This window comes from Rhizobium moroccans (assembly GCF_057559155.1).
Window position 1 is genome coordinate 18,924 of the sequence record NZ_JBHFJG010000025.1, and the last position, 24,178, is coordinate 43,101.

At 63.6% G+C, this 24,178-nt stretch carries 27 protein-coding genes; 8 read left to right on the forward strand and 19 right to left on the reverse strand.

From position 1 onward, the window contains the following. A partial coding sequence (locus ACE04I_RS14330) for a DMT family transporter (RefSeq protein ID WP_487207228.1) occupies positions 1-574 on the reverse strand: 574 nt, incomplete at its 3' end. 153 nt (positions 575-727) lie between these two features. After that, entirely contained in the window at positions 728-1,330 is a 603-nt protein-coding gene (locus ACE04I_RS14335; RefSeq protein ID WP_487207229.1) for a TetR/AcrR family transcriptional regulator, read from the reverse strand. 124 nt (positions 1,331-1,454) lie between these two features. On the opposite strand from ACE04I_RS14335, the gene ACE04I_RS14340 reads away from it, so the two are divergent. After that, complete coding sequence (locus ACE04I_RS14340) at positions 1,455-2,681, forward strand: MFS transporter (RefSeq protein WP_487207230.1); 1,227 nt, start codon at positions 1,455-1,457, stop codon at positions 2,679-2,681. 47 nt (positions 2,682-2,728) lie between these two features. On the opposite strand, the gene ACE04I_RS14345 is transcribed toward ACE04I_RS14340, so the two are convergent. From ACE04I_RS14345 to ACE04I_RS14355, 3 genes are read right to left on the reverse strand one after another with little or no spacing between them, the layout of a single operon-like run. Continuing rightward, positions 2,729-3,580, reverse strand: a complete 852-nt coding sequence (locus tag ACE04I_RS14345; RefSeq protein ID WP_046792927.1) for an MOSC domain-containing protein — start codon at positions 3,578-3,580, stop codon at positions 2,729-2,731. 11 nt (positions 3,581-3,591) lie between these two features. Continuing rightward, complete coding sequence (locus ACE04I_RS14350; protein WP_046792926.1) at positions 3,592-4,245, reverse strand: HD domain-containing protein; 654 nt, start codon at positions 4,243-4,245, stop codon at positions 3,592-3,594. Further along, positions 4,242-6,995, reverse strand: a complete 2,754-nt coding sequence (locus ACE04I_RS14355; protein WP_487207231.1) for a DUF2339 domain-containing protein — start codon at positions 6,993-6,995, stop codon at positions 4,242-4,244. Before ACE04I_RS14355 ends, ACE04I_RS14350 begins: the two co-directional genes overlap by 4 nt. A gap of 249 nt (positions 6,996-7,244) precedes the next feature. On the opposite strand from ACE04I_RS14355, the gene ACE04I_RS14360 reads away from it, so the two are divergent. From ACE04I_RS14360 to ACE04I_RS14370, 3 genes are all read left to right on the forward strand, one after another. Next, complete coding sequence (locus ACE04I_RS14360) at positions 7,245-8,276, forward strand: ABC transporter substrate-binding protein (RefSeq protein WP_046792924.1); 1,032 nt, start codon at positions 7,245-7,247, stop codon at positions 8,274-8,276. A gap of 175 nt (positions 8,277-8,451) precedes the next feature. Continuing rightward, positions 8,452-9,240, forward strand: coding sequence for an ABC transporter ATP-binding protein (locus ACE04I_RS14365; protein WP_046792923.1), 789 nt, complete (start codon positions 8,452-8,454; stop codon positions 9,238-9,240). After that, a complete protein-coding gene (locus ACE04I_RS14370; RefSeq protein WP_046792922.1) occupies positions 9,237-10,049 on the forward strand; it encodes an ABC transporter permease in 813 nt (270 codons plus the stop codon). The genes ACE04I_RS14365 and ACE04I_RS14370 overlap by 4 nt, the downstream gene beginning before the upstream one ends. 271 nt (positions 10,050-10,320) lie before the next feature. Here ACE04I_RS14370 and ACE04I_RS14375 read toward each other — a convergent pair whose 3' ends face one another. The 7 genes from ACE04I_RS14375 to ACE04I_RS14405 all read right to left on the reverse strand — a co-directional run bounded on the left by ACE04I_RS14375 (position 10,321) and on the right by ACE04I_RS14405 (position 14,493). Continuing rightward, positions 10,321-10,860: a tyrosine phosphatase family protein gene (locus ACE04I_RS14375; RefSeq protein ID WP_046792921.1), complete on the reverse strand. Its 540-nt coding sequence runs from the start codon at positions 10,858-10,860 to the stop codon at positions 10,321-10,323. Further along, positions 10,857-11,435 carry a YfbR-like 5'-deoxynucleotidase gene (locus ACE04I_RS14380; protein WP_137326609.1) on the reverse strand — a complete coding sequence of 193 codons (579 nt, stop codon included), beginning with the start codon at positions 11,433-11,435 and terminating at the stop codon, positions 10,857-10,859. Before ACE04I_RS14380 ends, ACE04I_RS14375 begins: the two co-directional genes overlap by 4 nt. 32 nt (positions 11,436-11,467) lie before the next feature. After that, positions 11,468-12,307: a CAF17-like 4Fe-4S cluster assembly/insertion protein YgfZ gene (ygfZ, locus tag ACE04I_RS14385; protein WP_046792920.1), complete on the reverse strand. Its 840-nt coding sequence runs from the start codon at positions 12,305-12,307 to the stop codon at positions 11,468-11,470. A 162-nt stretch (positions 12,308-12,469) separates the two neighbouring features. Beyond that, the gene (locus ACE04I_RS14390) at positions 12,470-13,240 is read right to left on the reverse strand and encodes a hypothetical protein (RefSeq protein ID WP_046792919.1); all 771 of its coding nucleotides are present in this window, start codon (positions 13,238-13,240) and stop codon (positions 12,470-12,472) included. A 16-nt stretch (positions 13,241-13,256) separates the two neighbouring features. Next, on the reverse strand, positions 13,257-13,514 hold the full coding sequence (locus ACE04I_RS14395) for a hypothetical protein (RefSeq protein WP_046792918.1): 258 nt from the start codon (positions 13,512-13,514) through the stop codon (positions 13,257-13,259). A gap of 106 nt (positions 13,515-13,620) precedes the next feature. Beyond that, the gene (locus tag ACE04I_RS14400) at positions 13,621-14,040 is read right to left on the reverse strand and encodes a TIGR02301 family protein (RefSeq protein ID WP_046792917.1); all 420 of its coding nucleotides are present in this window, start codon (positions 14,038-14,040) and stop codon (positions 13,621-13,623) included. A 36-nt stretch (positions 14,041-14,076) separates the two neighbouring features. Beyond that, positions 14,077-14,493, reverse strand: coding sequence for an NUDIX hydrolase (locus ACE04I_RS14405; protein ID WP_046792916.1), 417 nt, complete (start codon positions 14,491-14,493; stop codon positions 14,077-14,079). Between the two features lie 92 nt (positions 14,494-14,585). Here ACE04I_RS14405 and ACE04I_RS14410 point away from each other — a divergent pair, with 92 nt between their 5' ends. From ACE04I_RS14410 to ACE04I_RS14420, 3 genes are read left to right on the forward strand one after another with little or no spacing between them, the layout of a single operon-like run. Further along, on the forward strand, positions 14,586-14,912 hold the full coding sequence (locus ACE04I_RS14410) for a YnfA family protein (protein ID WP_046792915.1): 327 nt from the start codon (positions 14,586-14,588) through the stop codon (positions 14,910-14,912). A gap of 31 nt (positions 14,913-14,943) precedes the next feature. Next, positions 14,944-15,711, forward strand: a complete 768-nt coding sequence (locus ACE04I_RS14415) for an SOS response-associated peptidase (RefSeq protein ID WP_046792914.1) — start codon at positions 14,944-14,946, stop codon at positions 15,709-15,711. Between the two features lie 38 nt (positions 15,712-15,749). Further along, the gene (locus tag ACE04I_RS14420) at positions 15,750-16,364 is read left to right on the forward strand and encodes a LysE/ArgO family amino acid transporter (protein WP_170986291.1); all 615 of its coding nucleotides are present in this window, start codon (positions 15,750-15,752) and stop codon (positions 16,362-16,364) included. Between the two features lie 7 nt (positions 16,365-16,371). Here ACE04I_RS14420 and ACE04I_RS14425 read toward each other — a convergent pair whose 3' ends face one another. The 6 genes from ACE04I_RS14425 to ACE04I_RS14450 all read right to left on the reverse strand — a co-directional run bounded on the left by ACE04I_RS14425 (position 16,372) and on the right by ACE04I_RS14450 (position 22,442). Beyond that, the gene (locus tag ACE04I_RS14425) at positions 16,372-16,512 is read right to left on the reverse strand and encodes a hypothetical protein (protein ID WP_170986289.1); all 141 of its coding nucleotides are present in this window, start codon (positions 16,510-16,512) and stop codon (positions 16,372-16,374) included. Positions 16,513-16,694: 182 nt separating this feature from the next. After that, positions 16,695-17,519 carry a CDP-alcohol phosphatidyltransferase family protein gene (locus tag ACE04I_RS14430; protein WP_046792912.1) on the reverse strand — a complete coding sequence of 275 codons (825 nt, stop codon included), beginning with the start codon at positions 17,517-17,519 and terminating at the stop codon, positions 16,695-16,697. 12 nt (positions 17,520-17,531) lie between these two features. Further along, positions 17,532-18,230, reverse strand: a complete 699-nt coding sequence (locus ACE04I_RS14435) for a phosphatidylserine decarboxylase (protein WP_046793049.1) — start codon at positions 18,228-18,230, stop codon at positions 17,532-17,534. Between the two features lie 140 nt (positions 18,231-18,370). Then, positions 18,371-18,520 carry a hypothetical protein gene (locus tag ACE04I_RS14440; protein ID WP_156176928.1) on the reverse strand — a complete coding sequence of 50 codons (150 nt, stop codon included), beginning with the start codon at positions 18,518-18,520 and terminating at the stop codon, positions 18,371-18,373. Positions 18,521-18,545: 25 nt separating this feature from the next. After that, entirely contained in the window at positions 18,546-20,435 is a 1,890-nt protein-coding gene (locus tag ACE04I_RS14445; RefSeq protein ID WP_046792911.1) for an ABCB family ABC transporter ATP-binding protein/permease, read from the reverse strand. 189 nt (positions 20,436-20,624) lie between these two features. Then, a complete protein-coding gene (locus ACE04I_RS14450) occupies positions 20,625-22,442 on the reverse strand; it encodes a LysM peptidoglycan-binding domain-containing protein (protein WP_046792910.1) in 1,818 nt (605 codons plus the stop codon). A gap of 138 nt (positions 22,443-22,580) precedes the next feature. Here ACE04I_RS14450 and ACE04I_RS14455 point away from each other — a divergent pair, with 138 nt between their 5' ends. Then, complete coding sequence (locus ACE04I_RS14455; protein WP_137326600.1) at positions 22,581-23,213, forward strand: LOG family protein; 633 nt, start codon at positions 22,581-22,583, stop codon at positions 23,211-23,213. A gap of 32 nt (positions 23,214-23,245) precedes the next feature. Here ACE04I_RS14455 and rarD read toward each other — a convergent pair whose 3' ends face one another. After that, positions 23,246-24,157: an EamA family transporter RarD gene (gene rarD, locus ACE04I_RS14460; protein WP_487207232.1), complete on the reverse strand. Its 912-nt coding sequence runs from the start codon at positions 24,155-24,157 to the stop codon at positions 23,246-23,248. Positions 24,158-24,178 lie beyond the last annotated feature (21 nt).

Genomic DNA, 24,178 nt, shown 5'->3' on the forward strand with positions numbered 1-24,178 from the left:
CCCCCCCCCCCCCCCCCACGCCGGTATAGAAGAAACTGGTGATCGCCGGGTCGTCGCGGCTCGCAAGCCGCGTGGTGATTGCGTAGAAGCTGTAGATCACGGCGCCGGCGATCGGCAGAAGGACCATGCTGTCGAAACCGCCCGTCTCCGGCTTCAGGATCAGCAGAACACCAACAAAGCCGACGACAATCGCGGTCCAGCGCCGCCAGCCGACCTGCTCGCCGAGGATCGGCACGGAAAGCAGCGCGACGAGCAGAGGAGCGGATTGGAAGATCGCCTGGCTTTGGGCAAGCCCGACCGTGGCGAAGGCGGAAATGGCAACGACGATCTGGACGGCCAGGATTACCCCGCGTGAGATCTGCAGAAAGGGCCGTTTCGTCCTCGCTGCCGCCCTCAAACCACCGGCGGAGCGCATCGCCAGGAGGATTGCGAAGGCTGCGAAGGCCCAGTAGCGCATCATGGTGATGAAGACCGGTGGGTAATGGGTGCCGAGGTGTTTCGAAATACCGTCCTGGACCGAGAAGATCGTCACGGCCGTGAGCGCGAAAACAAGGCCGGTTGCCCGAGGTGTCATGAAAACGTCGATCCCTCAAATGAATGCCGGATCGAAATGACCATGGGGCGATGCGCGGCTGAACGGTGAGTCATCCGTGACATTTGCCGCCTTGTAGTTGTCGGACAACCTGCGTTTTTGGAATAGCTGCCATGCGCCCTGAGCAGGACGTGGCTAGTCCTGCTTGCGCTGCTTCAAAAGACCCGAGACCAGCACGTTGAAAGCCGCGACGGCTTTTTTGGACGCGGCTTCCGGATCGTCCGCGCCCGCGATCCAGAGAGCGGCGCTAAGCGAGGCGCCGTTCACCAGTCTTGCGGTCGCTTCCGCGTCAACCGGGAGAATGATGCCCTCGTCGATCAGTCTCTGGATGCTGGCCGTTGTCGTTCTGATACAGGCGCTCTGGTTCTGCCACTGGGATGGGTCGCCGAGGACCGCGGGTCCGTCGAGCAGCATGATGCGCTGTATTTCCGGTTCCAGCGCCATCTCGATATAGGCTGTGAATTCATCCACGAAACCCTGCCACGCGGTCGGGGCCTTGCTGGAAATGGCGCAGAGCCGATCCGACATTTCCGCGTCGATTTCCCCGATGACGGCCTGCAGCAGGCCTTTCTTGTCGCCGAAGTGGTGGTAGAGCGCGCCGCGCGTCAATCCCGCCTCGGCGGTGAAATCGTCCATGGAGGCATTCGCGTAACCCTTGGACGCGAAGGCGTGCCGCGCCGCTGCCACAAGCTTGCCCCGAGTTTCTGCGATCATTTCCTTGCGTGGTTTGTGCGCCATGCAGACTCCGAAAATTATTTGCATACGCGTCGTATGTTAATTGACATACGTTTCGTATGCGATTATTTACCTCATATACGCGCCGTATGTAAGTGGTCATCCAAAATAATCCAAGGAGTCCCTCATGCCCAATCCCTATGGCCAGATTTTCAGGGCGCCTGGAGCCAAAGGCTTCGCGGCCGCCGGTTTCGTTGCCCGCCTGCCGCTGCCGATGACGACGATCGGCCTTGTGGCGATGCTTTCCCAAACCCATGGCGAATACTGGCTGGCGGGTGCAGTCTCCGCCACGTTCGCGCTCGCCAATGCCTTCATCGCCCCCCAGGTCTCCCGCTGGGTGGACCGGGTGGGGCAGAGCAGGGTGCTGGTGCCGATGACGATCATCACCTTCGTGGCGCTGCTCGGGCTGGCGGCTGCCGCCCATTGGCGGCTGCCGAACTGGACGCTGTTCGCGCTTGCCGTGACGGCAGGCCTGATGCCCAGCATGATGGCGCTGGTGCGCGCCCGCTGGACGGAGATCTATCGCAACCGGCCGGAACTGCACACGGCCTTCGCCTTCGAATCGGTCATGGACGAGCTCGTCTATATCTGCGGGCCGATCTTCGGCATCGGCCTGAGCGTCGGGCTCTTTCCCGAAGCGGGCGTTCTGGCTTCCGCCGCGTTCCTCGCCATCGGCGTAGCGCTTTTCGTTGCCCAGAAATCCACCGAACCCAAGGTGCATCCCGGCCAGGCTGGCAACGAGGGCTCCGTCCTGCGCTTCCTTTCCATGTGGTTCCTGGTGGTCGTCTTCGCGGGCATGGGCACGATTTTCGGCACGGCCGAGGTCGCCGTCGTCGCCTTTGCCGAGGCGCAGGGGCAGAAGGGAGCCGCAACCTATATCCTGGCGGCTTACGCTGCGGGCTCCTTCGTGGTCGGTCTCGCCTTCGGCGCCATCAAGTTCGAGACGCCGCTTGCCCGCCGCCTGATATTCGCCAGCCTGATCGCCGCCATCACGACGCTACCCATGCCCTTCGTCGGCAGCCTTTGGATGCTGACGTTGGTGATCTTCCTCGCAGGCGCCGCCATCTCGCCGACCTTCATCACCGGCATGAGCCTGATCGAGCGCCTGGTGCCGGCCTCGCAACTTACCGAAGGCATCACCTATGCCATGACGGGCGTCGGCATCGGCTTTGCCCTCGGTTCCTCCGTCTCCGGCTGGACGATCGATGCCTATGGCGCCTCGAACGGCTTCTGGGTCGCGGTGGCGGGCGGCAGCATCGCGCTTCTGGCCATGCTTGCGGGCTACACCCATCTCGGCAGGTCGGACCAGCAGGCCGAGCCATCGGAAGCTGCAGCCCTGCGCCCTGCGGAGTAGCCGGTCATATCATTGAAAAACCCCGCCGAGTGGCGGGGTTTTTGTTGTTAAGCCCGTCGCTTGATCGCCCAGCCTTCCGGCCGCTCCTCGACCACCGTCATCATATCCCCGATCCTGATCCTGCCGGTACCGCGCGGCACGGCGTTCCAGCCGAAGAGCGGACCCGGCACGCGCCGGTCCGCCGACATGCGGATGCGGCCCATGGCGGCCATGGGGCTCGGCGCATCGCGAGAGCCGGACGTCTGGTCCTGCGTGGTCATGATGCAGCGGGCGCAGGGTTTGACGAGATCGAAGCGGATGCCGGAAATCTCGATCGAAGCCCATTGGTCCTCGGCCCAGGCCTCGTCGGTATCGATGACGATGTTGGGCCGGAAGCGCTCCATGCCAATACCTTCTTCGCCATGCGTCCGCATGTCGGCGTTGAGTGCGGCGAGTGAGGCGGTGGTGGTGATGAGCACCTGATATCCGTCCGCGAAGGTGACGGGCGTGCCTTCGCCCGCCCATTCGATGCTCGCGGTTCTCTTCGCGCGCTCGTCGAAGAAGACGAGGCGGACTTCCCGCCCGAGCCACCTGGAAAGCGTTTCGTTCGTGGCATCGTCCGCCACGGCGGCGTTGACGATGGACTTCCATACCGCAACGTCCATGCGCTGATCCGCCGGCGGGCGGGCGACCGAGATTTCGCCCTGGCCATCCATGGCGATGCGGGCCCCGGCATCCTGCGGCTGCACCTCGAGCCGGGCAAGCGCCTGCAGCTCCCGCTGGGTGATGAAATGCCCCGAGGGGTCCACGACCATCATCCGCCGGTCGCCGGGAATGCCTGTCGCGGCAATCTCCGCTTCTTCGAGAGCAATGCCGCGGGCGCTCTTCATCGGATAGAAGTGGAGTTGGCTGACGCGCATGAAAATGATCCTCAGATTTCGTCGATGAAGAGGTCGAGCACCTGTTTCAGCCGCTCGTGCCGCTCGCGGGCAAGTGCCCGGCCTGCGGCAGTCTGGAAGCCTTCGGCGAGCTTGAACAGTTTCGTTTCGAAGTGGTCGATGGCGAAGGTCTTGTCGTCCAGCGGCCGATTCTTCGCAAGCGGATCGATCGGGTCGTAGAGGCCCGATCCCATGCGCCCGGCGATATAGAAGCAGCGCGCCGCGCCTACCATGCCGATCGCATCCAGCCGATCCGCATCCTGCAGGATCTTCGCTTCCAGGGTCTCGGGCGGGATATTGGCCGAAAAGCTGTGGGTGGTTACCGCATGGGCCACGGCACCGATTGCCGGCCTCGCCCATCCGAGTTCGGCAAGAATCTTGGAAGCCTTCTCCGCCGCGAGCCGTGAAGCCTGTGTGCGCAACGGCGAGTTCTTTTCCACCGCGACGCAATCGTGCAGCAGGACTGCGGCGGCGAGCACGGTGCCGTCGCCGCCTTCCTGCGCATGGATGCGCATGGCGTTGCGGAAGACGCGCAGGATATGGGCGATGTCGTGCGAGCCGTCGTCACCTTCGGTCGCAAAGGGGATCAGTGTCTCGGCAAGCGCCTCGTAGGGCGCAAAACCGGCGGCAAGGGCGTGGAGGGTCACTGTGCCTGCTCTTCTGCGGCGACAGCCGGTTCAGGCTCCGGTGCGCTGTTCTTGCGAACGAGGATGCGCTGATAGAAGAGCCCGATGCCGATCAGCACCGCGCCGAGGCCGATGAAGGAGAGGGCGCGCAGGATGCCTTCGAGGTTCGACATGTCGACGAGGAAGACCTTGAGGACCGCGATGAACACCAGCCCCGCCGAGGCGAGGCGAAGGCTGCGGGCATCGAGCTTCGAGCCGAGGGCCAGGAGCGCCACGCCGATCACGAGCCACACCACCGAATAGGTATAGGTTTCTCCCGGCAGGAAACCCTTCCATTCGGCGATGAACTCGCCCTGCCAGAAGCGTCGCACCGAAAGCGTGGCCCAGAGGAAACCGAGCACGGCGCCGGAGACCGCCAGCATGGTGACATAGGGCTGCGGACGCTTGCCCCGCGCATACCAGGCGACGCCGGCATAGGCGAGCGCGGGCATGAGATAGCCGATCAGCAGCAGGTTGATGAAAGGCCACCGCCCGGTGCTCTCGCCGGTAATGTAGGGGTTCAGTCCCACGACATGCAGCGAGAGAACGTTGATGGTGGCAAGTACGCCGGCGATCATCGAGCCGTAGCGGAAGATCGGACTCGGGGATTTGAGGTCGAGCGTCATCAGGGCTGCGGAAAAGCCCACGGTGAGCAGCGTATAGATCGATTGCTCGCCGAGCGTCGGCACGTTGTCATTAAGCACGCCGCCATTCATCGCGTGGCGCACGAGTATCGCGGCCGTCATCAGAACCATGAGCGAGGCGAGCGCCTGCAGGAGGTTGCGGATGCGGATGTCCGGCCAGCGGCGCAGCTCATAGGCGGAAACGACGGCGAGCAGGGCCGGGATGCCGTAACCGGGCAGCAGCGCGTTGAGGAAAGGCGTGGTGCCGAGACTGTTCGGTCCCACCAGCGTCGGCTCCCAGGCGATGCGTGCGAAGACGGTGAGAAGGGCCGCAGCCATCACCCACGGCAGCGCCGGCCAGGGGCGTATGCGTACCGCCATGGCGTAGGCGAAACCGAGAACGGCGAGCGATATCGTGGTGGTGATCCCGTTGGTCAGCGCGTGGAGCGCAAAGGCGAATGCGGCGAAGGAGCCAGCGACCAGCAGATTGGCCGGCCAGTCGATGCGGGTTTGGTCTTGATCGGTCTGACGGAACAGCCAGTTCGCACCCGCCAGAAGCGCCAGTCCCAGCGCGATGCCGTAGAGCCCGTGCGTCCAGTCGCGGGAAAGATCGCCGAAATTCAGGAAGCTGATCGTCGCGATCGAAACCGGCACGGCAGACATCAGCACCGCCCAGACGGAGGAGAATTCCGGTTCGCCATGGCGCAGCCGGCGCAGGAAGCCGAAACCGAGCAGGGTGAAGATGCCGCCGAGCAGCAGGCTTACGGCGATCTGGTGCGTATAGGTGAGGGGAGCGATCGGGCTGCCGTCTGTCGCAGCCGGCGCCGCCATGTAGTTGAGAAGCGTCAACGCGATCAGGCCGATGCCGCCGACGGCGCCTGCGGCGGAGAGCAATGCCGGCCAGAAGGCATAGCGGCGGCTGGCGCCGAGAGCGGCCAGCGTGGCGATGATGGCGGCGAAGGAGAAGGCCGGGTCGCCGGTCGCCGGACGGTCCGCGGCGATAAACGCGAGTGCCGACAGCACGGCCGCGAACGACAGCGAGAGTGTGATTTTCAGCGGTGGACGGAGCAGGAGCCCGAACCAGCCGCCGCCGTTGTTGTCATCGGCCGCCGGCTTGCCATAGCGGCTGCCCGGCCAGAAGAGCGCCGTGCCGGCGATGACGGCAATGAGCGTAAGCGTGGGCGGCAGCGGATCGTAGGAGGGGGCGCCGAGGATATAGGCGAGCGCCCAGCCGCCGATGCCGATATTGGCGAGCATCGGCACAACGGTCCAGTTGCGGAACCGCGAGGCGGCATTCGTCGCAAGCCATGTCACCGCCAGGAAGATGAACAGCGCATTGGCGTTCGGCTGGTCGGTGGTGACGAGCGCCGGCGTGATGAGCGATCCCAGGAGACCGAGACCGGCAAGCGCCTGCCCGTGCAGCAGCGAGAGGCCGATCGTGGCGAAGGAGACGAGGGCCAGCAGGAGGAAGGCGCTGCCGGGGCCGATATAGCCGTAGATCGCATGAGCCGCGAAGACCGCGCCGAGAAGGGTCACGGCGCCGGCTCCGGTAAGCGCGCCCGGTATCATCGCGTTGTTATAGCGTTCGGAAACCTGCGGCATGGCGCGTCGGCGGATGACCTCGCCGGCGCCGATGAGCAGCAGGCCGAAGAGGAAGGCGAGCGCTATCCGCGCGGCGGGCCCAAGAAGTCCGCTTTCGATCGAATAGCGGATGAGGAAAATGCCGCCGAAGGCGAGTGCCACGCCGCCCACCCAGACGGCCCAGCGGGCGCCGAGATTGCTTTCGAGGCTCTCCTTCTCCCGCCCCTTCCGGGAAGGGAGGCGCGCGGCAGGCTCCGATTCGATTTCGCGCGCCGCGACCTCGATAGAGCCGGGGTCGCTTTCCACAGGTGCCGGTTCGGCAATCGCCGCCGGGGCTTCGGCTATCGGCTCGGAAGCCGTCACCGTTTCGGCGTCAGCATCAAGCGCGGGGCGAGGCCCGCCTTCATATTGCGCCAGCCGGGCACTCAGCTTTTGAAGCTCATCCTCCAGCGCATCGAGCCGCTGCGCATACTTCCGCTGCCAGGCAAGGCCGGCCAGCAGGATTATCAGGAGGAGGATTTCGAACATCGGCGGTCTCGCGAGCGGAAGGCTTGGAGAACGCTTATACAATCTGCCGGCTTGGGAAGGAAAGGGCCGCTCCATATGGTAGCAAACCGTGCCCGAAAGATGGGCGGGCTGCTGCACAAATATTCACGGGATAGTTTAAAAATTGGCCTCTGTGAGAATATGATGAGAATATGTGCAATTTTTACTTGCGCGCTTTCTCGGGAAAGGCTTTGAATGAGGCATTCAAAAAAACCGACAGGGGGCTAATTCATGTTCACACGCCGATCGTTTTCCAGGCTTTCCGCCGTCGCGGCGCTGGCGCTTGCCGCCGGCTTCTCGACGCCGGCCTTGGCCGAAACCTCCATCAAGTTCACGCTCGACTGGAAGTTCGAAGGGCCGGCAGCCGGCTTTCTGCTGGCCGCCCACAAGGGCTATTTCAAGGAAGAAGGGCTGGATGTCACGATCGATACCGGCAACGGCTCGGTCGAGGCGATCCCGCGTGTCGCGACCGGCGCCTATCAGATGGGCTTCGGCGACATCAACTCGCTGATCAAGTTCCTGGACGAGGATTCCTCCCAGAATATCAAGTCGGTGATGATGATCTACGAGCGGCCTACCTTCGCCGTCGTCGGGCGCAAGTCCTTGGGCGTGACGGAGGACCCGAAGTCGCTCGAGGGCAAGAAGCTCGGAGCTCCGCCGCCGGATGGCGCATTCGCCCAGTGGAAGGCCTTCAAGGATGTCGCCAAGATCGACGACAGCAAGATCACCATCGAATCGATCGGTTTCCCGGTCCGCGAGCCCATGCTGGCCAAGGGCGATGTGGACGCCGTCTTCGGCTTCGCCTTCTCGGTGATCCTGAACCTCAAGGCGCAGGGAATTTCCGACGACGACATCGCCACCATCCTGATGGCCGAGAACGGCTTGAATCTCTATGGCAACGCCGTTCTGGTAAACACTGATTTCGCAGAAGAAAATCCGGAAGCGGTGAAGGGCTTCCTGCGTGCGCTCGCCAAGGGGTTCGCTGCCGCCGTCGCCAATCCGGAAGAGGGTGTTGCCGCCGTTCTGAAGCGCAACGAGACGCTGAACAGCGATATCGAGCTGGAGCGGCTCACCATGGCGAACGCCATGAACATCAAGACGCCCTATGTCGTGGAGAATGGCTTCGGCGGGGTTGATATGGATCGTCTCTCGGCTTCCATCGAGACGCTGAAGATTTCCATGGGCCTCAAGGGCAATGTCGCAGCCGACCGCATCTTCGACGGCAGCTTCCTGCCGCCCAAGGAAGAGCGGATGCTTCCCTGATCGTGGATGCCCCTCCCCAACCCCTCCCCACAAGGGGGAGGGGCTTAACCTGCCGCACCCCTGACCCGTCTTATGGAGCAAGGTGAGCGCCACAAGTTTTCTCCCCTTGTGGGGGAGATGGCCGGCAGGCCAGAGGGGGAGTTTCCACATGCGACTGCTTGAAAAGAGTGTACAAATGGCTGACCTCGTTTCCATTGAAAATGTCGACATGCGCTATGGCGGTGCGGCCGGAACACTTGCCGTCTCTAGCCTCAGCCTGAAGGTCGGCAAGGGAGAATTCGCCGCCGTGGTCGGCCCCTCCGGCTGCGGAAAATCGACGCTGATGAAGCTCGTCACCGGCCTGCAGGTTCCGCAAGGCGGCACGGTCATCGTGGCCGGCAAGCAGGTGACCCAGCCGATCTCCATCGTCGGCATGGCGTTCCAGAACCCGACCATGCTGCCCTGGCGCACGACGCTCGACAACATCCTCCTGCCACTGGAAATAGTCGAGCGGCACCGCCGCCGGCTGCGCGCCCACAGGAAGGAATATGTCGAGAAGGCGGAGCGTCTTCTGGAGATCGTCGGCCTAAAGGGCGTCGGCTCCAAATATCCTTGGCAGCTTTCGGGCGGCATGCAGCAGCGCGCCAATCTCTGTCGCGCGCTGATCCACGAGCCGGAGCTTCTGATGCTGGACGAGCCCTTCGGCGCGCTCGATGCCTTCACCCGCGAGGAGCTATGGTGCGTCATCCGGGATCTGCACGCCGCTCAAGGGGTAACGATCATCCTCGTTACCCATGACCTGCGCGAGGCCGTCTTCCTGGCCGACAGGATTTTCGTCATGAGCGCGCGTCCCGGCCGTATCCTGAACGAGCACCGGGTGCCCTTCGAGCGGCCGCGCGATCTGGAGATCATGTATCAGAAGAGCTTCAACGACATGGTCCATGAGCTTCACGGAGAAATCGCCAAGGCGAGGGTGGCCGCATGAGCGCCGTGACCGAGAATACCGCCGCCAAGCCACAGAAAACGCCCGCCCGCATCAATTGGGTATGGCTTTCTCCATTCCTCTACACGCTCGGCCTCTTCGTCTTCTGGGAGCTGGTGGTGATCGCGCTCGACATGCCGCCCACCATCTTGCCGGCGCCCACCCGCGTCTTCCAGGCGATCGTGCAATACTGGTCTCCGATCTGGAAGAACTCGCTGCAGACGCTCTATACGACCACGCTCGGCTTCATCATCGCCGTCGTTGCCGGCCTGGCGCTCGGCCTTTTCATCGGCTGGTCGAAGGCGATCTATGCGGGGCTCTACCCCTTGATGATCGGCTTCAACGCCATTCCCAAGGTAGCGGTGGTTCCGATCCTCGTCATCTGGTTCGGCATCGGCACGGTCCCGGCCGTGCTCACCGCCTTCCTGATCTCCTTCTTCCCGATCGTCGTCAATGTCGCGACCGGGCTTGCCACCATCGAACCGGAAACCGAGGATGTGCTGCGCGCCCTCGGCGCGAGGAAGATGGACATCATGCTCAAGGTCGGCATTCCACGATCCATGCCCTATTTCTTCGGCTCGCTGAAGATCGCCATCACTCTCGCCTTCGTCGGATCGGTTCTTTCGGAAACGGTCGCCTCCAACTATGGCCTCGGTAACATGATGAGCTCGGCCCAGAGCCAGTTCAACGTGCCGCTGGTTTTCGCGGGCCTGCTGATGCTGGCGGTGGAAGGTATCGCCATGTATGCGCTGATGGCCTGGATCGAGAAGCGCATGACCGGCTGGGCGCATCGCTCGACCATGGCGAACTGAGAAACAGTCTGCGGAAACAGACGGATGTGAAGCCGCAATACCACAGCGGATCAGGCTGTCCCTCGTAGACAGCCCGATCCGCCGCTTCCTCTCCGTCAGGTAATGAGGTTCCGGCTCTGCCGCATTCGCTAGCGCGGGAGGTCCGCCTCCGCCGAGACATCACGAACTCAACCTGAGGATAGGGGAAGCTGAGGCTTCGGTTGTATCCTTGGCTGGTAAGTGGAGCAGGAGAGGAAGAGGTCAAGCGGCGCTGGGGCGAAAATGGTGCGGTTCAATCAGGTATCGCGAAGTTCGGACGGAAGAGCGGCAGGCTGAAGGAGGCTCTGCCGTCGGTCTCCGCGCCGCGGCCGATCCCTCTGATGGCCGTCACGAGCCGTCCGCGGCGGCGGAGAATGCCATCGCCGATCTCGATGATGCGTGGGTTCGGCGTGGCATGCGGCGCGACGGAGCGGAGGCGGGCGGCCAGGGCGAAATCGTCCTCTTCCGGATGCAGCGCAAGCGCCGCGATCACGGCCGCGGCGGGCGAGCGGGAAACGCCCATCCAGCAATGGATGATGATCGGCGTGCTCTGGTTCCACTCCCGCACGAAGCGGATGAGTTCCAGCACGTGAGCCTCGCTCGGCGCTATCAGACTTCCGGTTCCGGCAAAACCGATATCGTTCATCGCAAGCTTCAGGTGCCGATCCGCGGAAATCATCCCAGGCCTATGGAAGTCCTGGCGTTCGGCGATGAGGCTGACCATGTCGCGCGCACCATGCCGCACGGCCATTTCCGCGATACTGGCAAGCGGGCAGACGATGATGGCGCTCATGACACCGCCCCGGTGCTGCGCTCGGCTTCAAGCTCGGCAAAGCGCTCGACAAATCGTCGCTGCGCCTCGAGCACCGGCATTGGCTCGATCGGTAGCATATCGCGGGTGACGCCGCGCGGCTGGCCGAAGAACTTGCGGGCCTCTTCGACCGAAAAGCCGGCAAGCTCGGTGGCCTCGTAGAAGGCGGCCATCGCATCGGCCTTTTTGATGAGCGCCTTCAACTCCCGCGTCGGATGTGCCGGCAGACCGAAGCGAATATGGATCGCCGCTTCCAGGCGTTGCTCCACCGCCTTGTAGCCGCCGCCGACGACGGCCTTGAAGGGCGAGATCATGTCGCCGATCACATATTCCGGCGCGTCGTGCAGAAGGCACATCAGCAGCGCCTCGGTTCCTTCGTCATTGCAGCGCCGGAAGATCTCCTCCACCACCAGGCAATGCTGCGCGACCGAAAAGGCGTGGTCGCCGCGCGTCTGGCCGTTCCAGCGCGCGACACGGGCGAGCCCATGGGCGATATCGGAGATTTCCACGTCGAGCGGCGAGGGGTCGAGGAGGTCGAGCCTCCGGCCCGAGAGCATGCGTTGCCAAGCACGCGCCTTGCCGGAAATGCTCACTGTTCAGCCTCTTGCGCCCCTGCGGGGAAGGCAAGGCCGCTCCAGGCGGGCAGGGCAAGTTCCACGGGCACGTCACCGGCAAGGATCGGCAGGCCGCGCGCGAGCGCATCGCCCACCCTGTCGATGCGCACAATCGAGAGCCCGCGATTGCCGGCAACCGAGCCGAGCGTGCCGACAGGCTTGCCCCCGGCAGTGATTTCGATGCCGGAAGGGGGAAGCAGCGCTTCTCCCCGCACCTGCGCCACCCGCCGCCGCGCCGTGCCGCGATGCTGCATGCGGGAGACGACTTCCTGCCCCACATAGCAGCCCTTGCGGAAGGAAAGCCCATCCGTCAGGTCCAGAAGCACATCGTGGGGAAACGCGTCCTGCAGCGCGAAATCGGCTCCGGAAACGGCGATGCCGGCCTCGATCCGCAGAGCGTCATAGGCGTCTTCCTGCCCTTCCCGGTGCTGGCCGGGAACGCGCGCCAGGCGGATGCCTGCCTTGGCGAAGCGGATATCGACAATGCCGTCAGCAGCTTCCTCGCCCCAGCTAACGGTGACGCCTTCCTCCGCGCTGGCGGAGAGTTCGATCGCCGCCCTGAGCTTGTACATGGTAAGGCGGCGCAAGAGCCCGTCGCGTTGCGCAAGGTCGGTTTCGATGACGAAACCCTCGCCTTCGCGCCAGATCAGGAAATCGAACATGATCTTGCCCTGCGGTGTGAGCAGGGCTCCGGGCCGGGCTTCGCCGGCGGGCAGCGAAACCACGTCGGTTGTGATCAGGTTCTGGAGGAAGTCCTCCGCATCCCTGCCGGAAAGGCGGATGAAGCTTCGCTCGGGAAGGTAGGCTGTGGGCATGGCGTCGGTTCCGGTTCATTAAAGCGCGGCGTGATCCTTCAGATTCGCACGCTCTATTTTGCGCATGTCGTGGTCGCAAAACCGCTACGCTTTTTGCGCGACATGCGTTTGGGAGAGAAGTAAGCCTTCGCGGAACCTCCGACAAGGTTTCCGCTGCCTGCCTCAATCGCCGCCGGAAAAGAATTTCCACTGGCCGTCCGGCGTGATGCCGACGCGGTAGAAATTGTAGTTGCCGGTTTCTTCCATGTTCATGAGGTCACCGGCGGTCACGATCCGCAACAGCTCCACCCGCTCGGGGGGCGTGAGGGAGGAAAGCGTCTTGCCGGCGAAATAGGGCCAGACATAGGCCTCTTCCGGTGTCCCGGCATCGAGGTGCACCGCGCCGGTCGAAAGGAGGTCGATGAGGATCGCCAGGATTTCCTGTCCGTCCGCGTCGCCCGAATAGCCCTTGAGCGCCTCGACTGGGTCGTCGCCCTCGCCGTTCAGCTGTGTTTGATTCGGCCCGGGATTCATGAGCGACCGCATTCTTTCGATGTCGCCCGAAGCGGCCGCTTCGATCATGAGCTCGCGCATCCGGCGCACCGGCTCGGGCAAGGTCGAAAAATCGCGGATGATTTCGACAGGAGCGGCGGTCTCGTCCGTCTGTTCGGCGGCGGGTTCACTGCTCTCTGCGGGTTGCTCCACCGTCTCGGCCTGGGCGCGGGACCGGTCGACCAGCGGATCGGGCATGGGAAGCCCCGGACGGTCGATATCCGGCGCCGCATCGCCGGCCTGTTCGCCGGTATCCGATTCGCCAGCGTTCGATTCGATCGTCTGCTGCAGCTCCGAAAGCGCGAATGCGGGAGAGCTTGCGGCGAGAAGAACGACGACAGCCGTCGCGCCGAGAAGCCTCGTGAAAAGAGGGGAGGAATGCGTGTCCGCCGCGTTCCGCATGGGAAACCTCGGCCGTTTACTGAATCGTGCGCTCAGGAGAAAATTCGCCTGCCAACATCCGGGTCTTGAGTGCCTCGAGCATGGCTTCCGCTCCCATTTCACCGTGGAGGCGAATGGTTTCACGCATGGCGAATGCAATCGCGGCGTCGGCAATGATTTCCGGCTCGATGCCGTCGGCCATGCCGCCGGCCCAGGCCTCCGTCTGATATTCCAAGGCAGCCTGCATCTTCTCGTGCACAATCATGTCATCGATGTCGTTGCGGCTTGTCTGCATTCGTCTATCCTTCGGTGGCCCGTCAGTTACTTACTGCCCCGTTAACAACTCTACCAGCCTTTTATCAAAACGACACGGTCTGCCGAAAAAAGAGGTAAATAATCCGCTAATTTCCGAAGCGTGCGGCGATTTCTGCGGCCAGTGTTGCGCCTTCGTTACGGTATCTTTCCTCAGCCGTGCGCGCAGCCGGAGTACAGGAAGTGTGAATAGCGGCGAAAGTGCGATAGCCGCGATTGAAGGCCGCGGTCAGCTTTTCGCGGCGTTTTGGCTCGCTTGCGGTGTCGGAGTCCAGCAATTGCCGCATGAATTGACGCCAGTCGGAAGCCGGCGCGCCGCACAGCGTACGCAGATAATGCACCGAGCCCAGGATTTCAGCGAGCCGCGATAGCTGGTCGTCATAGGGAGCGGGCTTTTCTCCCACCGAGGGAGGCGATTCGCCGTTGCGGGCCGGTTGCGCCGAAAGGGGAGACGCCGAAAGCGCGAGGAGCAGAAGCAGGCTGGTCGGAAATTTCGGCAATCGAATCATGAAGCGTCTCTGGCCGCGAAACGAGGGCGGTGACTTTTATCCTGCATCGCGGATCGCCGCCAGCATCTCGGCGCATTCGAGCACGCTCGGCGGCACCGGCAGCGTCCGGATCTCCTCGATCGAATACCATCCCGAATCGGCCGCGTCATCGGCGGCGATGGCTTCCGTGCCCACATCCGCCTCCACCCGGAAGACGGAAAGGAAGAAGTGGCGGTCGTCGTCCTTGTCGCCGTTGAGGTCGTAGGTCGCAAAAAGTACCGGATTGCGCGCCTCGATCCCGGTTTCCTCGAAGAATTCCCTGAGTGCGGTCTGTTCCGGCGTTTCCCCAGGCTCCGCCCTGCCGCCGGGAAAGGCGTAGAGATCGGCCGAAGGCGGGTTCATGCGTCGGATCAGCAGAAACCTGCCGTCGCGTTCCAGAATGGCGGATGAAGCTGCTTGTGGTGAGGGGGACATTATATTCCGGGTATTGTCACGGTTTGCCCGTCTAGGTTACGACGCAAAGACACCCGCGAAAAGCAAAACCTGAATCGCGAGTCGGAGGTAGTGTGAAGACCTACGCCCTTTATGCCTTTGCCGCCCTTGCCGAAATCGCTGGCTGCTTCGCCTTCTGGGCGTGGCTCCGGCTGGAAAAGCCCATCTGGTGGCTGTTGCCGGGAATGCTCTCGCTGGCGCTCTTCGCCTGGGCGCTGGCGCTGGTGCCCGCCGAGGCGGCCGGCAGGGCCTACGCGGCCTATGGCGGCATCTATATCCTGGCTTCGCTTCTCTGGCTGTGGAGCGTGGAGGGGCGCTTGCCCGACCGCTGGGATGTCGCCGGGGCAGCGCTCTGCCTGTTCGGCGCCACAGTCATTCTGTTCGGGCCGCGTAGCGCTTGACCCTGTCGGGCGCGAGTGCGATGAAAGCCGCATGTGCGGACGCTTTGCCCTGACAGCCACTCCCAAGGAATTTTCCGAATTCTTCGGCCTGCTGGGTTCGGAGGATTTTCCGGCCCGCTACAACATCGCGCCGACCCAGCCAATCCTCGTGGTGATCGCCAGTGACAAGCAGGAACCGGGCAGCAATCTGCCGGAACGGCGGGCATTGTTGGCGCGCTGGGGCTTTCTTCCCGGCTGGGTAAAGGACCCGAAGGATTTTCCACTGCTCATCAACGCCCGCGCCGAAACGGCCGTCGGCAAGGCATCCTTTCGGGCGGCCATGCGCCACCGGCGCATCCTGGTTCCGGCCTCCGGCTTCTATGAATGGCGAAGGCCGCCGAAGGAGAGCGGCCTAAAGCCCCAGGCCTATTGGGTGCGTCCGAGACGCGGCGGCGTGATCGCGTTCGCCGGCCTGATGGAGACCTGGTCTTCCGCCGACGGCTCGGAAGTGGATACGGCGGCGATCATGACGACGGCTGCGAACGCCTCCATACGGCATATCCACGAGCGGATGCCGATCGTCATCCAGCCGGAGGATTTTTCCCGCTGGCTCGAATGCAAGATCCAGGAGCCGCGCGATGTCGCCGATCTGATGCGGCCGGCTGAAGAGGATTTCTTCGAGGCCTTGCCCGTCTCCGACCTCGTCAACAAGGTTTCGAACATGGGACCCGAGCTGCAGAAGCCGATAGCGGCGGCGCTTCCGGAGGAGGAGCCTCCCAAGAAGCCGAAATCGGACGACAGTCAGATGTCGCTCTTCTGATCCTCCCGGCTTCCCATAACGGATAATTCCCAATGCCACTGCTCTCCGCCGGTCTTTCCGGCTTCGCTCTCGGTGCGTCCCTCATCATCGCCATCGGCGCCCAGAATGCCTTCATCCTGCGCCAGGGGCTCATCCGCAGCCATGTGTTCGTTCTGTGCCTGATCTGCGCGCTTTCCGATGCGCTCTTGATTGCCGCAGGCGTCGCCGGTCTCGGCACCCTGGTATCGCGGTCGCCGATGCTGATTGCGGTGGTGACGCTCGGCGGGGCCGTGTTCCTCGCAAGCTACGCCGTCATGGCGTTTCGCCGCGCGCTCAAGCCGGCCGCCATGATTTCGGGCGCGCCGGAAAGCATGGGGCTGAAAGCGGCGGTGCTGACATGTCTCGCCTTCACCTTCCTCAATCCGCACGTCTATCTGGACACGGTAGTGCTGCTCGGCAGCCTTTCGGCCGCTTTCGAGGGCGTCGAGCGGCTCGCCTACGGGATAGGGGCGGCGATCTCTTCGTTCGTCTGGTTCTTCGGCCTGGGATATGGGGCGCGATTTCTCGCGCCGCTCTTTGCAAAGCCCGCTGCATGGCGGATCCTGGATGTCATCATCGGCCTGGTGATGACATTGCTCGCGCTCAGCCTGTTGGCAAGTTTCCTGCGCGGGTAATCGCCGGTCAGCGAGCCGGGTTGAGCTTCGGCTTGCGGTTCAGCATCAGCGCGGCCGCCACCACGGCCTTGAGGCCGAGCGGACGGTAGGGTGTGCTCTGCTCGGGCTTGGCCGGTTCGTTGGCTGCTGCTGGCTTGTCTGTGCTCATGGTTCTCCTCACACACGCGAATCTGTTGTTGCGTTGATCGCAATCGCGCCTCTTCGCATAAAACAGGGCGGAATCGTGACAGACAAGGCGGCCCGCATGGGGCCGCCTGCCGAGAGTTTCATCTGGTGGGGAACTGTTGCGGGAAAGTTGCAATTTTCCCGTTAGGAGCGTTTCAGGACGCCTTAGACGTTGGCGCTCTCGTCCTCGATCGTCAGTGTGCCGTAGCGCTTCTTCCAGGCGCGCGCGCTGAACGGCAGCATGATGAGGTAGGCGACGACCGTGACCACCAGAACTTCCCAGGTGTAGCTCATGAGAAGCGCCACATAGAGCACCATGACGAGCAGGATCGGCAGCATCAGGTCGCGGCGGATCTTGCTGGTTTCGGCCTTGCCGGACCAGACCGGGAGGCGGCTCACCAGAAGATAGCCGATCAGTACCGTATAGGCCGTGCTGCCATAGACGAAGACCGGCGAGGGCTCGACGCCGAGAAAGCCGAGATAGACCGGCAGGAGCACCAGCATGGCGCCCATGGGTGCCGGAACGCCGACGAAGAATTCCGCCTGCCAGGCGGCCTTCTGTTCGCGCTCCGCCATGACGTTGAACCGGGCAAGCCGCAGGCCGGCGGCGATCGCATAGATCAGCGCGGCGATCCAGCCGAGCGAACGGGCTCCGTCAAGCAGGAAAGCATAGGAGACCAGCACCGGCGCCACGCCGAAATTGATGATGTCGGCAAGCGAATCCATCTGCACGCCGAAATTCGACGTGGCCTTCAGGAGCCGCGCCACGCGGCCGTCTATACCGTCGAGGAAGGCGGCCAGCAGGACCATGCCCACCGCAAGCTCGAACCGTCCCTCGAAGGCGAGCCGTATGCCGGTGAGGCCCGCGCAGATGGCAAGCACCGTGATGAGGTTGGGCACGACCAGCCGAAGCGGGATTTCCCTCAGCCTCGGGCCGCGGCCCTCATCGCCGGAACGGCTGGGTTCGGGAGGAGAAACGGGCGTTTCCATGCTGCGCCTCCCTTAGCTGCGGCGGCTGACGATGGGGCCCTTGGCCGAACCGAACTCGGCAAGCACGGTTTCGCCGCCGATGGCCTTCTGCCCGACCGTAACGCGCGGCTGGGCGCCTTCCGGCACGAAGACGTCGAGCCGCGAGCCGAAGCGGATCAGGCCGAAGCGCTCGCCGGCGTCGACCGGCTCGCCGGGCTTCACCCAGCAGACGATGCGCCGCGCGACGAGGCCGGCGATCTGCACGACGCCGATCTTGCCGTGACGGGTCTCGATCACCAGGCCGTTGCGCTCGTTGTCGTCGCTCGCCTTGTCGAGTTCGGCATTGATGAACTGGCCGGCCCGGTATTCGATCTGCGTCACCTGTCCGCGTACCGGAGAGCGGTTGATGTGGCAGTCGAACACGTTCATGAACACGGAGATGCGCAGCATGGGCTCGGAGCCGAGACCGAGCTCCGCCGGCGGCACGACCGCCGCGACATGGGAGATGCGGCCATCGGCGGGGCTGAGCACGAGGTCATCGTCCTGCGGCACCGCCCGTTCCGGATCACGGAAGAAATAGGCGCACCAGAGCGTCAGCACCAGGCCGATCCAGAACAGCGGCTCGGCAATCCAGCCGAGGATCAGCGAAGCCAGGAAGAAGGCCGCGACGAAGATATAGCCTTCCTTGTGGACGGGAACGAGCGTGTTGCGAATGGTGTCGAAGAGGTTGATCAACCGGCGTCTCCTGCTTTGTCAGTGCCAACTGACTACAAGGAAACCGCCTGGGCGGCAATGCGGTTCCCGCGCTCGACCACAGGTGGAGCTTGATGCCAGTCGCGGCAAAGCGCCGCCCCGCAATGCCCTAGTGAGCCCTACGGCTGCGGCTCCACCCAGCCGAGCCAAGTGGTCAGCGCGAGCAGCGGCGAGCCGTAGAGTGTCCATACGACCAGATAGGCGGCCACGAGGCCGCCGGCCAGGAGCGCTCTTTTCCAGGAATATTTCGTTGTTCTCTTGATACTCATGCTTCCACCTTAAACTTGAGAAAGATCATTCCGCCGCCGGCTGGCCGCGCGCGATGATGCCGAGATCGTCGCTCTCGCGCACCTGGCGCAGATGTTCTTCGGCCTGGATCGCCTCGCGCTGGCGGTTCCACATGGAGGCGTAGAGCCCGTTGGCGGCAAGCAGCGAGGCATGGTTCCCCCGCTCGGCGATCTGCCCGTCGCGCAGCACGATGATCTCGTCGGCATGGATGACCGTCGACAGCCGATGTGCGATGACCAGCGTCGTGCGGTTCTTCGAAACGGTATCGAGCGCGGACTGGATCTCGTGTTCGGTCGTGGTGTCGAGCGCCGATGTCGCCTCGTCGAGGATCAGGATCGGTGGCGCCTTGAGGATGGTGCGGGCAATCGCCACGCGCTGCTTTTCCCCGCCCGAGAGCTTCAGCCCGCGTTCGCCGACCGTGGTCTTGAAACCCTGCGGGAGGCGCCGGATGAAGTTGCCTATCTGCGCCACCTCGGCCGCGGTCTCAACGTCCTCGTCGCTGGCGGAAGGGCGTCCGTAGCGGATGTTGTAGGCTATGGTGTCGTTGAAGAGCACCGTATCCTGCGGCACCATTCCGATGCCTGCCCGGAGCGACTTCTGGGTGACCTCGCGCACGTCCTGGCCATCGATGGTGACCGCGCCCTTCTGCACGTCGTAGAAACGGTAGAGCAGGCGCGAGATCGTCGATTTGCCGGCCCCCGATGGGCCGACGATCGCCACGGTCTTGCCGGCTGGCACCTCGAACGAAATGCCCTTGAGGATGGGCCGGTCCGGATCGTACGCGAAATGCACGTCCTTGAAGGCGATCGCGCCCTGGCGAATGTCGAGCGCCTCGGCGTCGGGCCGGTCCTCCACCTCCGCCTCGACTTCCAGGAGGTCGAACATCTGCTCGATATCGGTTAACCCCTGGCGGATTTCACGATAGACGAAGCCGATGAAGTTGAGCGGCACGGAAAGCTGCAGCAGCAGCGCGTTGACGAAGACGAAATCGCCGATGGTCTGCTCGCCGCGCTGTACGGCAAGCGCCGACATCACCATCATCACCGCCGTGCCGAGACCGAAGATCAGCCCCTGGCCGAAGTTGAGCCAGCCGAGCGAAGTCCAGACCTCGGTCGCTGATTTCTCGTAGCGCGCCATGGAGGCATCGAAGCGCTTCGCCTCCATCTCCTCGTTCCCGAAATACTTGACGGTCTCGTAGTTGAGAAGGGAGTCGATCGCCTTCGTGTTGGCCTCGGTGTCGCTGTCGTTCATCGCCCGGCGGATCGAGATGCGCCAGTCGCTGGCCCGCACCGTGAACCAGACATAGGCCCAGACGGTGACGGCCGTGACGAGGACGTAGGTGAAGCCGTAGCTCGCCCAGAAGATCACGGCGGTGAGCAGGAATTCGAGCAGTGTCGGCACCGAGTTGAGGATGGTGAAGCGGACGATGGTCTCGATGCCCTTGGTGCCGCGCTCGATGACGCGCGAAAGGCCGCCGGTCTTGCGCTCCAGATGGAAGCGCAGCGAAAGCCGGTGGATGTGCACGAACGTTCTGTAGGCGAGCTGGCGCACCGCATATTGGCCGACAGAAGCGAAAAGCGCGTCGCGAAGCTGATTGAGGCCGACCTGGAGGATGCGGGTGAGATTGTAGGCGATGACGAGCACGGTCGCGCCGAGCAGGAAGGCCGGCAGTATGCCCGCCATGTCGAGCCGGCCGTTCAGCGCATCGGTCGCCCACTTGAAGAAATAGGGCACCGCGAGCAGCACGAACTTGGCAAGGAAGAGGTAGAAGGTCGCCCAGATCACCCGCGCCTTGAGATCGGGCCGGTCTGCCGGCCACATATAGGGCCATAGGTTGACGAGGGTTCCCAGCGGATTGCTGGAATCCGCCGATACGGTCTTTTTCCGGTCTGCCATGAATCTCTCCGCGCCGGCGGGCAAAAAACGTTTCCCGGCACATAGGACGGAGAAGCGAAGCTTGCAATGACGTGATTGTGAAAGTTCGAGGCCAGCTCACCGCCTCCGGCCGGTCAAGAGCTCACGGTGGGGCCTCATGAAAAAAGGGCAGCGAATCCGCTGCCCTTCCGTAAATCTTTATCGCCGGTCTCAGCTCTTCTGCCGCAGGCGCGTGCGATGCACTTCCTCCGCATCGGGCAGCGCTTCGTTCGGAACTTCGAAAGTCTGCCCCGGCTGGATGATGTCCGGATTGGCGATCTTGTCCTGGTTGGCCAGATAGATCGTCGTATAGCGGACGCCCTGGCCATAGATGCGGCGGGAAATCTGCCACAGCGTGTCGCCGCGTCGGATGATCACCGAATTCTGCTCGCTCGGCGTGAGCGGCGCCTGGGCGATCGTCGGGGTGCCGGCTGCGCTCTCGGCGGCTGCCGGCGCAGTCTGCGGAGCCGGCGTTGCGGCAGCCGGCTCGGCTGCGGCGGTTTCGCTCTCCTCGAGCCCCTTGGCGATCACCGGACCGATGGCCTGGGCGATCATGTCGCTGATGCCCGCTAAGCCCGTGCCCACCGCGTTGATCTCCTTCGGCAGCGTATCGAGCGCGGCAAGCGCCTTGCTCGCTTCGACGGCGGTCTTTTCGGCGATCGCCTTCACCGAAGGGATCGCGTCGACCGGCACGCGATACTCGGAAAGCGATTTCAGGGCGATGCCGGTAGCGGAACGGGCAGCGGCGAGTTCTTCCATGGAAGGCTCACGCCCATCCGCATAAAGGCCGCGCAGAATGTCGAAGGCGCGTGCCACATCGTTGCGCAGCTTGTCGAAGGCGCCGCCGTCGATGGGCGACAGCTCCTGCGAGGACCGCGGTCCGGCAACGGCGGCGATCTGTTCTCCGGAAGGCCGGTTGAAGGGAACTTCGACGCGCAGCTGCACCTGGCCGTTCGGCCCCACCGTTTCGACGCTGATGGTATGGTCGCCGATCGTGAGGTCGGCGGTTCCCTCGATCACGAAGTGGCCGTTTCCATCGGCGGTGGCCTTGCCGATCGGCTTGCCGTCGGCTTCTCCGCGCAGGGAGGCGTTCGGCTTGGCGAGGCCGGCAACGAAGATCTTGCTTCCCTCGATTTCGACGGCCGTGACCTTGAGTGCCTGCGCCAGTTCGGGAGCGACGGCGCCTGCCGCGGCACCCGGTGCGGCCGGAATGGGCGGCGCGGAGGCGACGAGGCCGGAAGATGCTTCCGGCAACGCCGGTGTGGAGCCTGTCGCGGGGGCGGGGCTTGCGGCCGCCGTTTCCGCGGTCGGAGCGGTGATTGCCCCGGTCGCGGGTTGGCCGGCTGGAGTCTCGGTACCGGGGACGGCGATGAGACGGCTAGCCTTGCCGGGCTTCGTCACCAGGGCGAGCAGTTTTCCGGCGCGATCCTGGGGAATGGAAACGGTAGCGGTTTCCTCGGAGGTGACGCTGCGGCCGTCCGGGCCGGTTGCCTTCAGCACCAACTCGTGTTCGCCCGGCTTCAAGGGGGTGTCGAGCACTGCGGCGAAATCGCCGCTGGGGCCGACCTCGACCTTGGCGATCACGGTCTTGCCGTCCGAGATTTCGAGCTTGGAGCCCGGCTCTGCGCTGCCGGCGATCACCGTGGAGCCGTTCGGCTCAACGCGCAGCACGTCGAAGGACGGCATAACCGGGGAGGCGGGCTGCTGTTGCTGTGCGGATTGCGTGGCGGGCTGGTTCGCTGCGGTTTGGCCGGGCGCGGGCTCTGCGGGCTTTACCGCCTTTTCGGCGACTGCCGGCGGCTCGACGAGTTCCCTCTCTGCCGCGCCGCCCTCGGTCACCGCTTCCTTGATGGCCGTGCCGGCCGCATTGATCGCCTCGCCGACAGGTTTCGCTTCATTGGAAATCCGCGGCAGAACGAAGAACACCATCAGCAAAGTTGCTGCGGCAAGTACAGACAGAGCGAGCCAGCCGGCACGGTTATTCATCATCAATGTCTCTCCAGGCGGCGTAAGTCGCCATTATCCGGATAGTCTTTTCGGCCTGCGTTCACAAGCTTTTCACACTATAAACCCTTGCTCTTGCCGGACTTTCCGGTCACTTTTGTCGTTTGGGCGTAATCTCGCCTGATCTTCTTGTACTTCACGGAGAAAATTGTGCCGATTCGATCCATCTGCGTTTACTGCGGCTCTCAGCCGGGACGCGATCCGGCTTATATTGCCGCCGGACGCGCTCTGGGAAAATCCATTGCCACCCACGGCCTGCGCCTCGTTTATGGCGGCGGCACAAAGGGTATCATGGGCGCGGTCGCTTCCGGCGTTCTGTCGAACGGCGGTCAGGTCACCGGCATCATTCCCGAGTTTCTTGTCGATATGGAGGCCACCCGACACTCTCTGGGGCAGCTCGACGAGCTGATTGTGACGGAAGACATGCACGCCCGCAAGCATACGATGTTTCAGAAGGCCGATGCCTTCGTCACCCTGCCGGGAGGCATAGGCACCCTGGAGGAGATCGTCGAGATCATGACCTGGGCGCAGCTCGGCCGCCACGAGAAGCCGATGGTCTTCGCCAATATCGGCGGATTCTGGGACCCGATGCTGGACCTCATCCAGCACATGCGCGAGCAGGGCTTCATCCACCGCGAGCACCTGGTCCAGCCGATGGTGATCGCCGAGGTGGAGGATATCGTTCCCGCCATCCTCGAGTTCAGCAATGGCGAGCGCCCCGCCGCGGGCGAGGAGGCGGTGATCTCCAGACTGTAGGGACCAGACGATAAGGGGTGTAGCGGGCGTGTTCAGCTCCCGCGTGCGTTGCGGATCATCGGCCAGGAATAGACGAGCAGCGCCGTCCAGATCAGCGCGAAGGCGATGAGCTTCGTCGTGCTGAGCTCCTCGTGGAACACGAAGACGGCGATCAGGAAGATCATCGTCGGCGCTATGTACTGCATGAGGCCGATGGTGGAGAGCCTGAGCAGCTTGGCGCCGTTGGCATACATGATCAGCGGAATCGCGGTCACCACGCCGCTGGCGATCAGAAGCAGGCTGTCGGAAACGCTCGTCCCGACGAGATGGCCCTCGCCGCTGCCTTCGAGATAGAGGATGTAGAAGAGGCAGGGCAGGCAGAGGATGATCACTTCCAGGAAAAAGCCTTGGTTGGGGCCGACCGGCAGCGTCTTGCGGAAGAAGGCGTAGAAACCCCAGGTTACCATCAGCACCAGCGCCACCCAGGGGAGGCCCCCGGCCTCGAAGGTCAGGATCGCGACGGCGACGACCACCAGCGCGATCGCCGCGAGCTGCATCGGCGAGAGCTTCTCCTTCAAGAGCACGGCCGCAAGAAAGATGCTGAAGAGGGGATTGATGAAGTAGCCGAGCGCCGTATCGAGCGCGTGCCCGGCGCTGATCGCCCAGATATAGGTGAGCCAGTTCACGGTGATGAGCGCTGCGGTAAGTCCTGCCATCATCAGGGTGCGGGGAGAGCGGATCGCCGCCTTGATATCGGCGGTGCGGCCGAGCACGAGCAGCACCAGGCCGGCGACCGGCACCGACCAGATCACCCGATGCGCCAGCACTTCCATGGCCGGTATATGCCCCACCGCCTTCATGTAGATCGGCAGGAAGCCCCAGAGGAAATAGGCCGAGAGCGCGAAGGCGAAGCCACGCGCGGAATCCTCGTTCTTTGCCGCGTCGGGCATGGTATCGGTAGCCATGGGATGTTTCCGGGATATGTT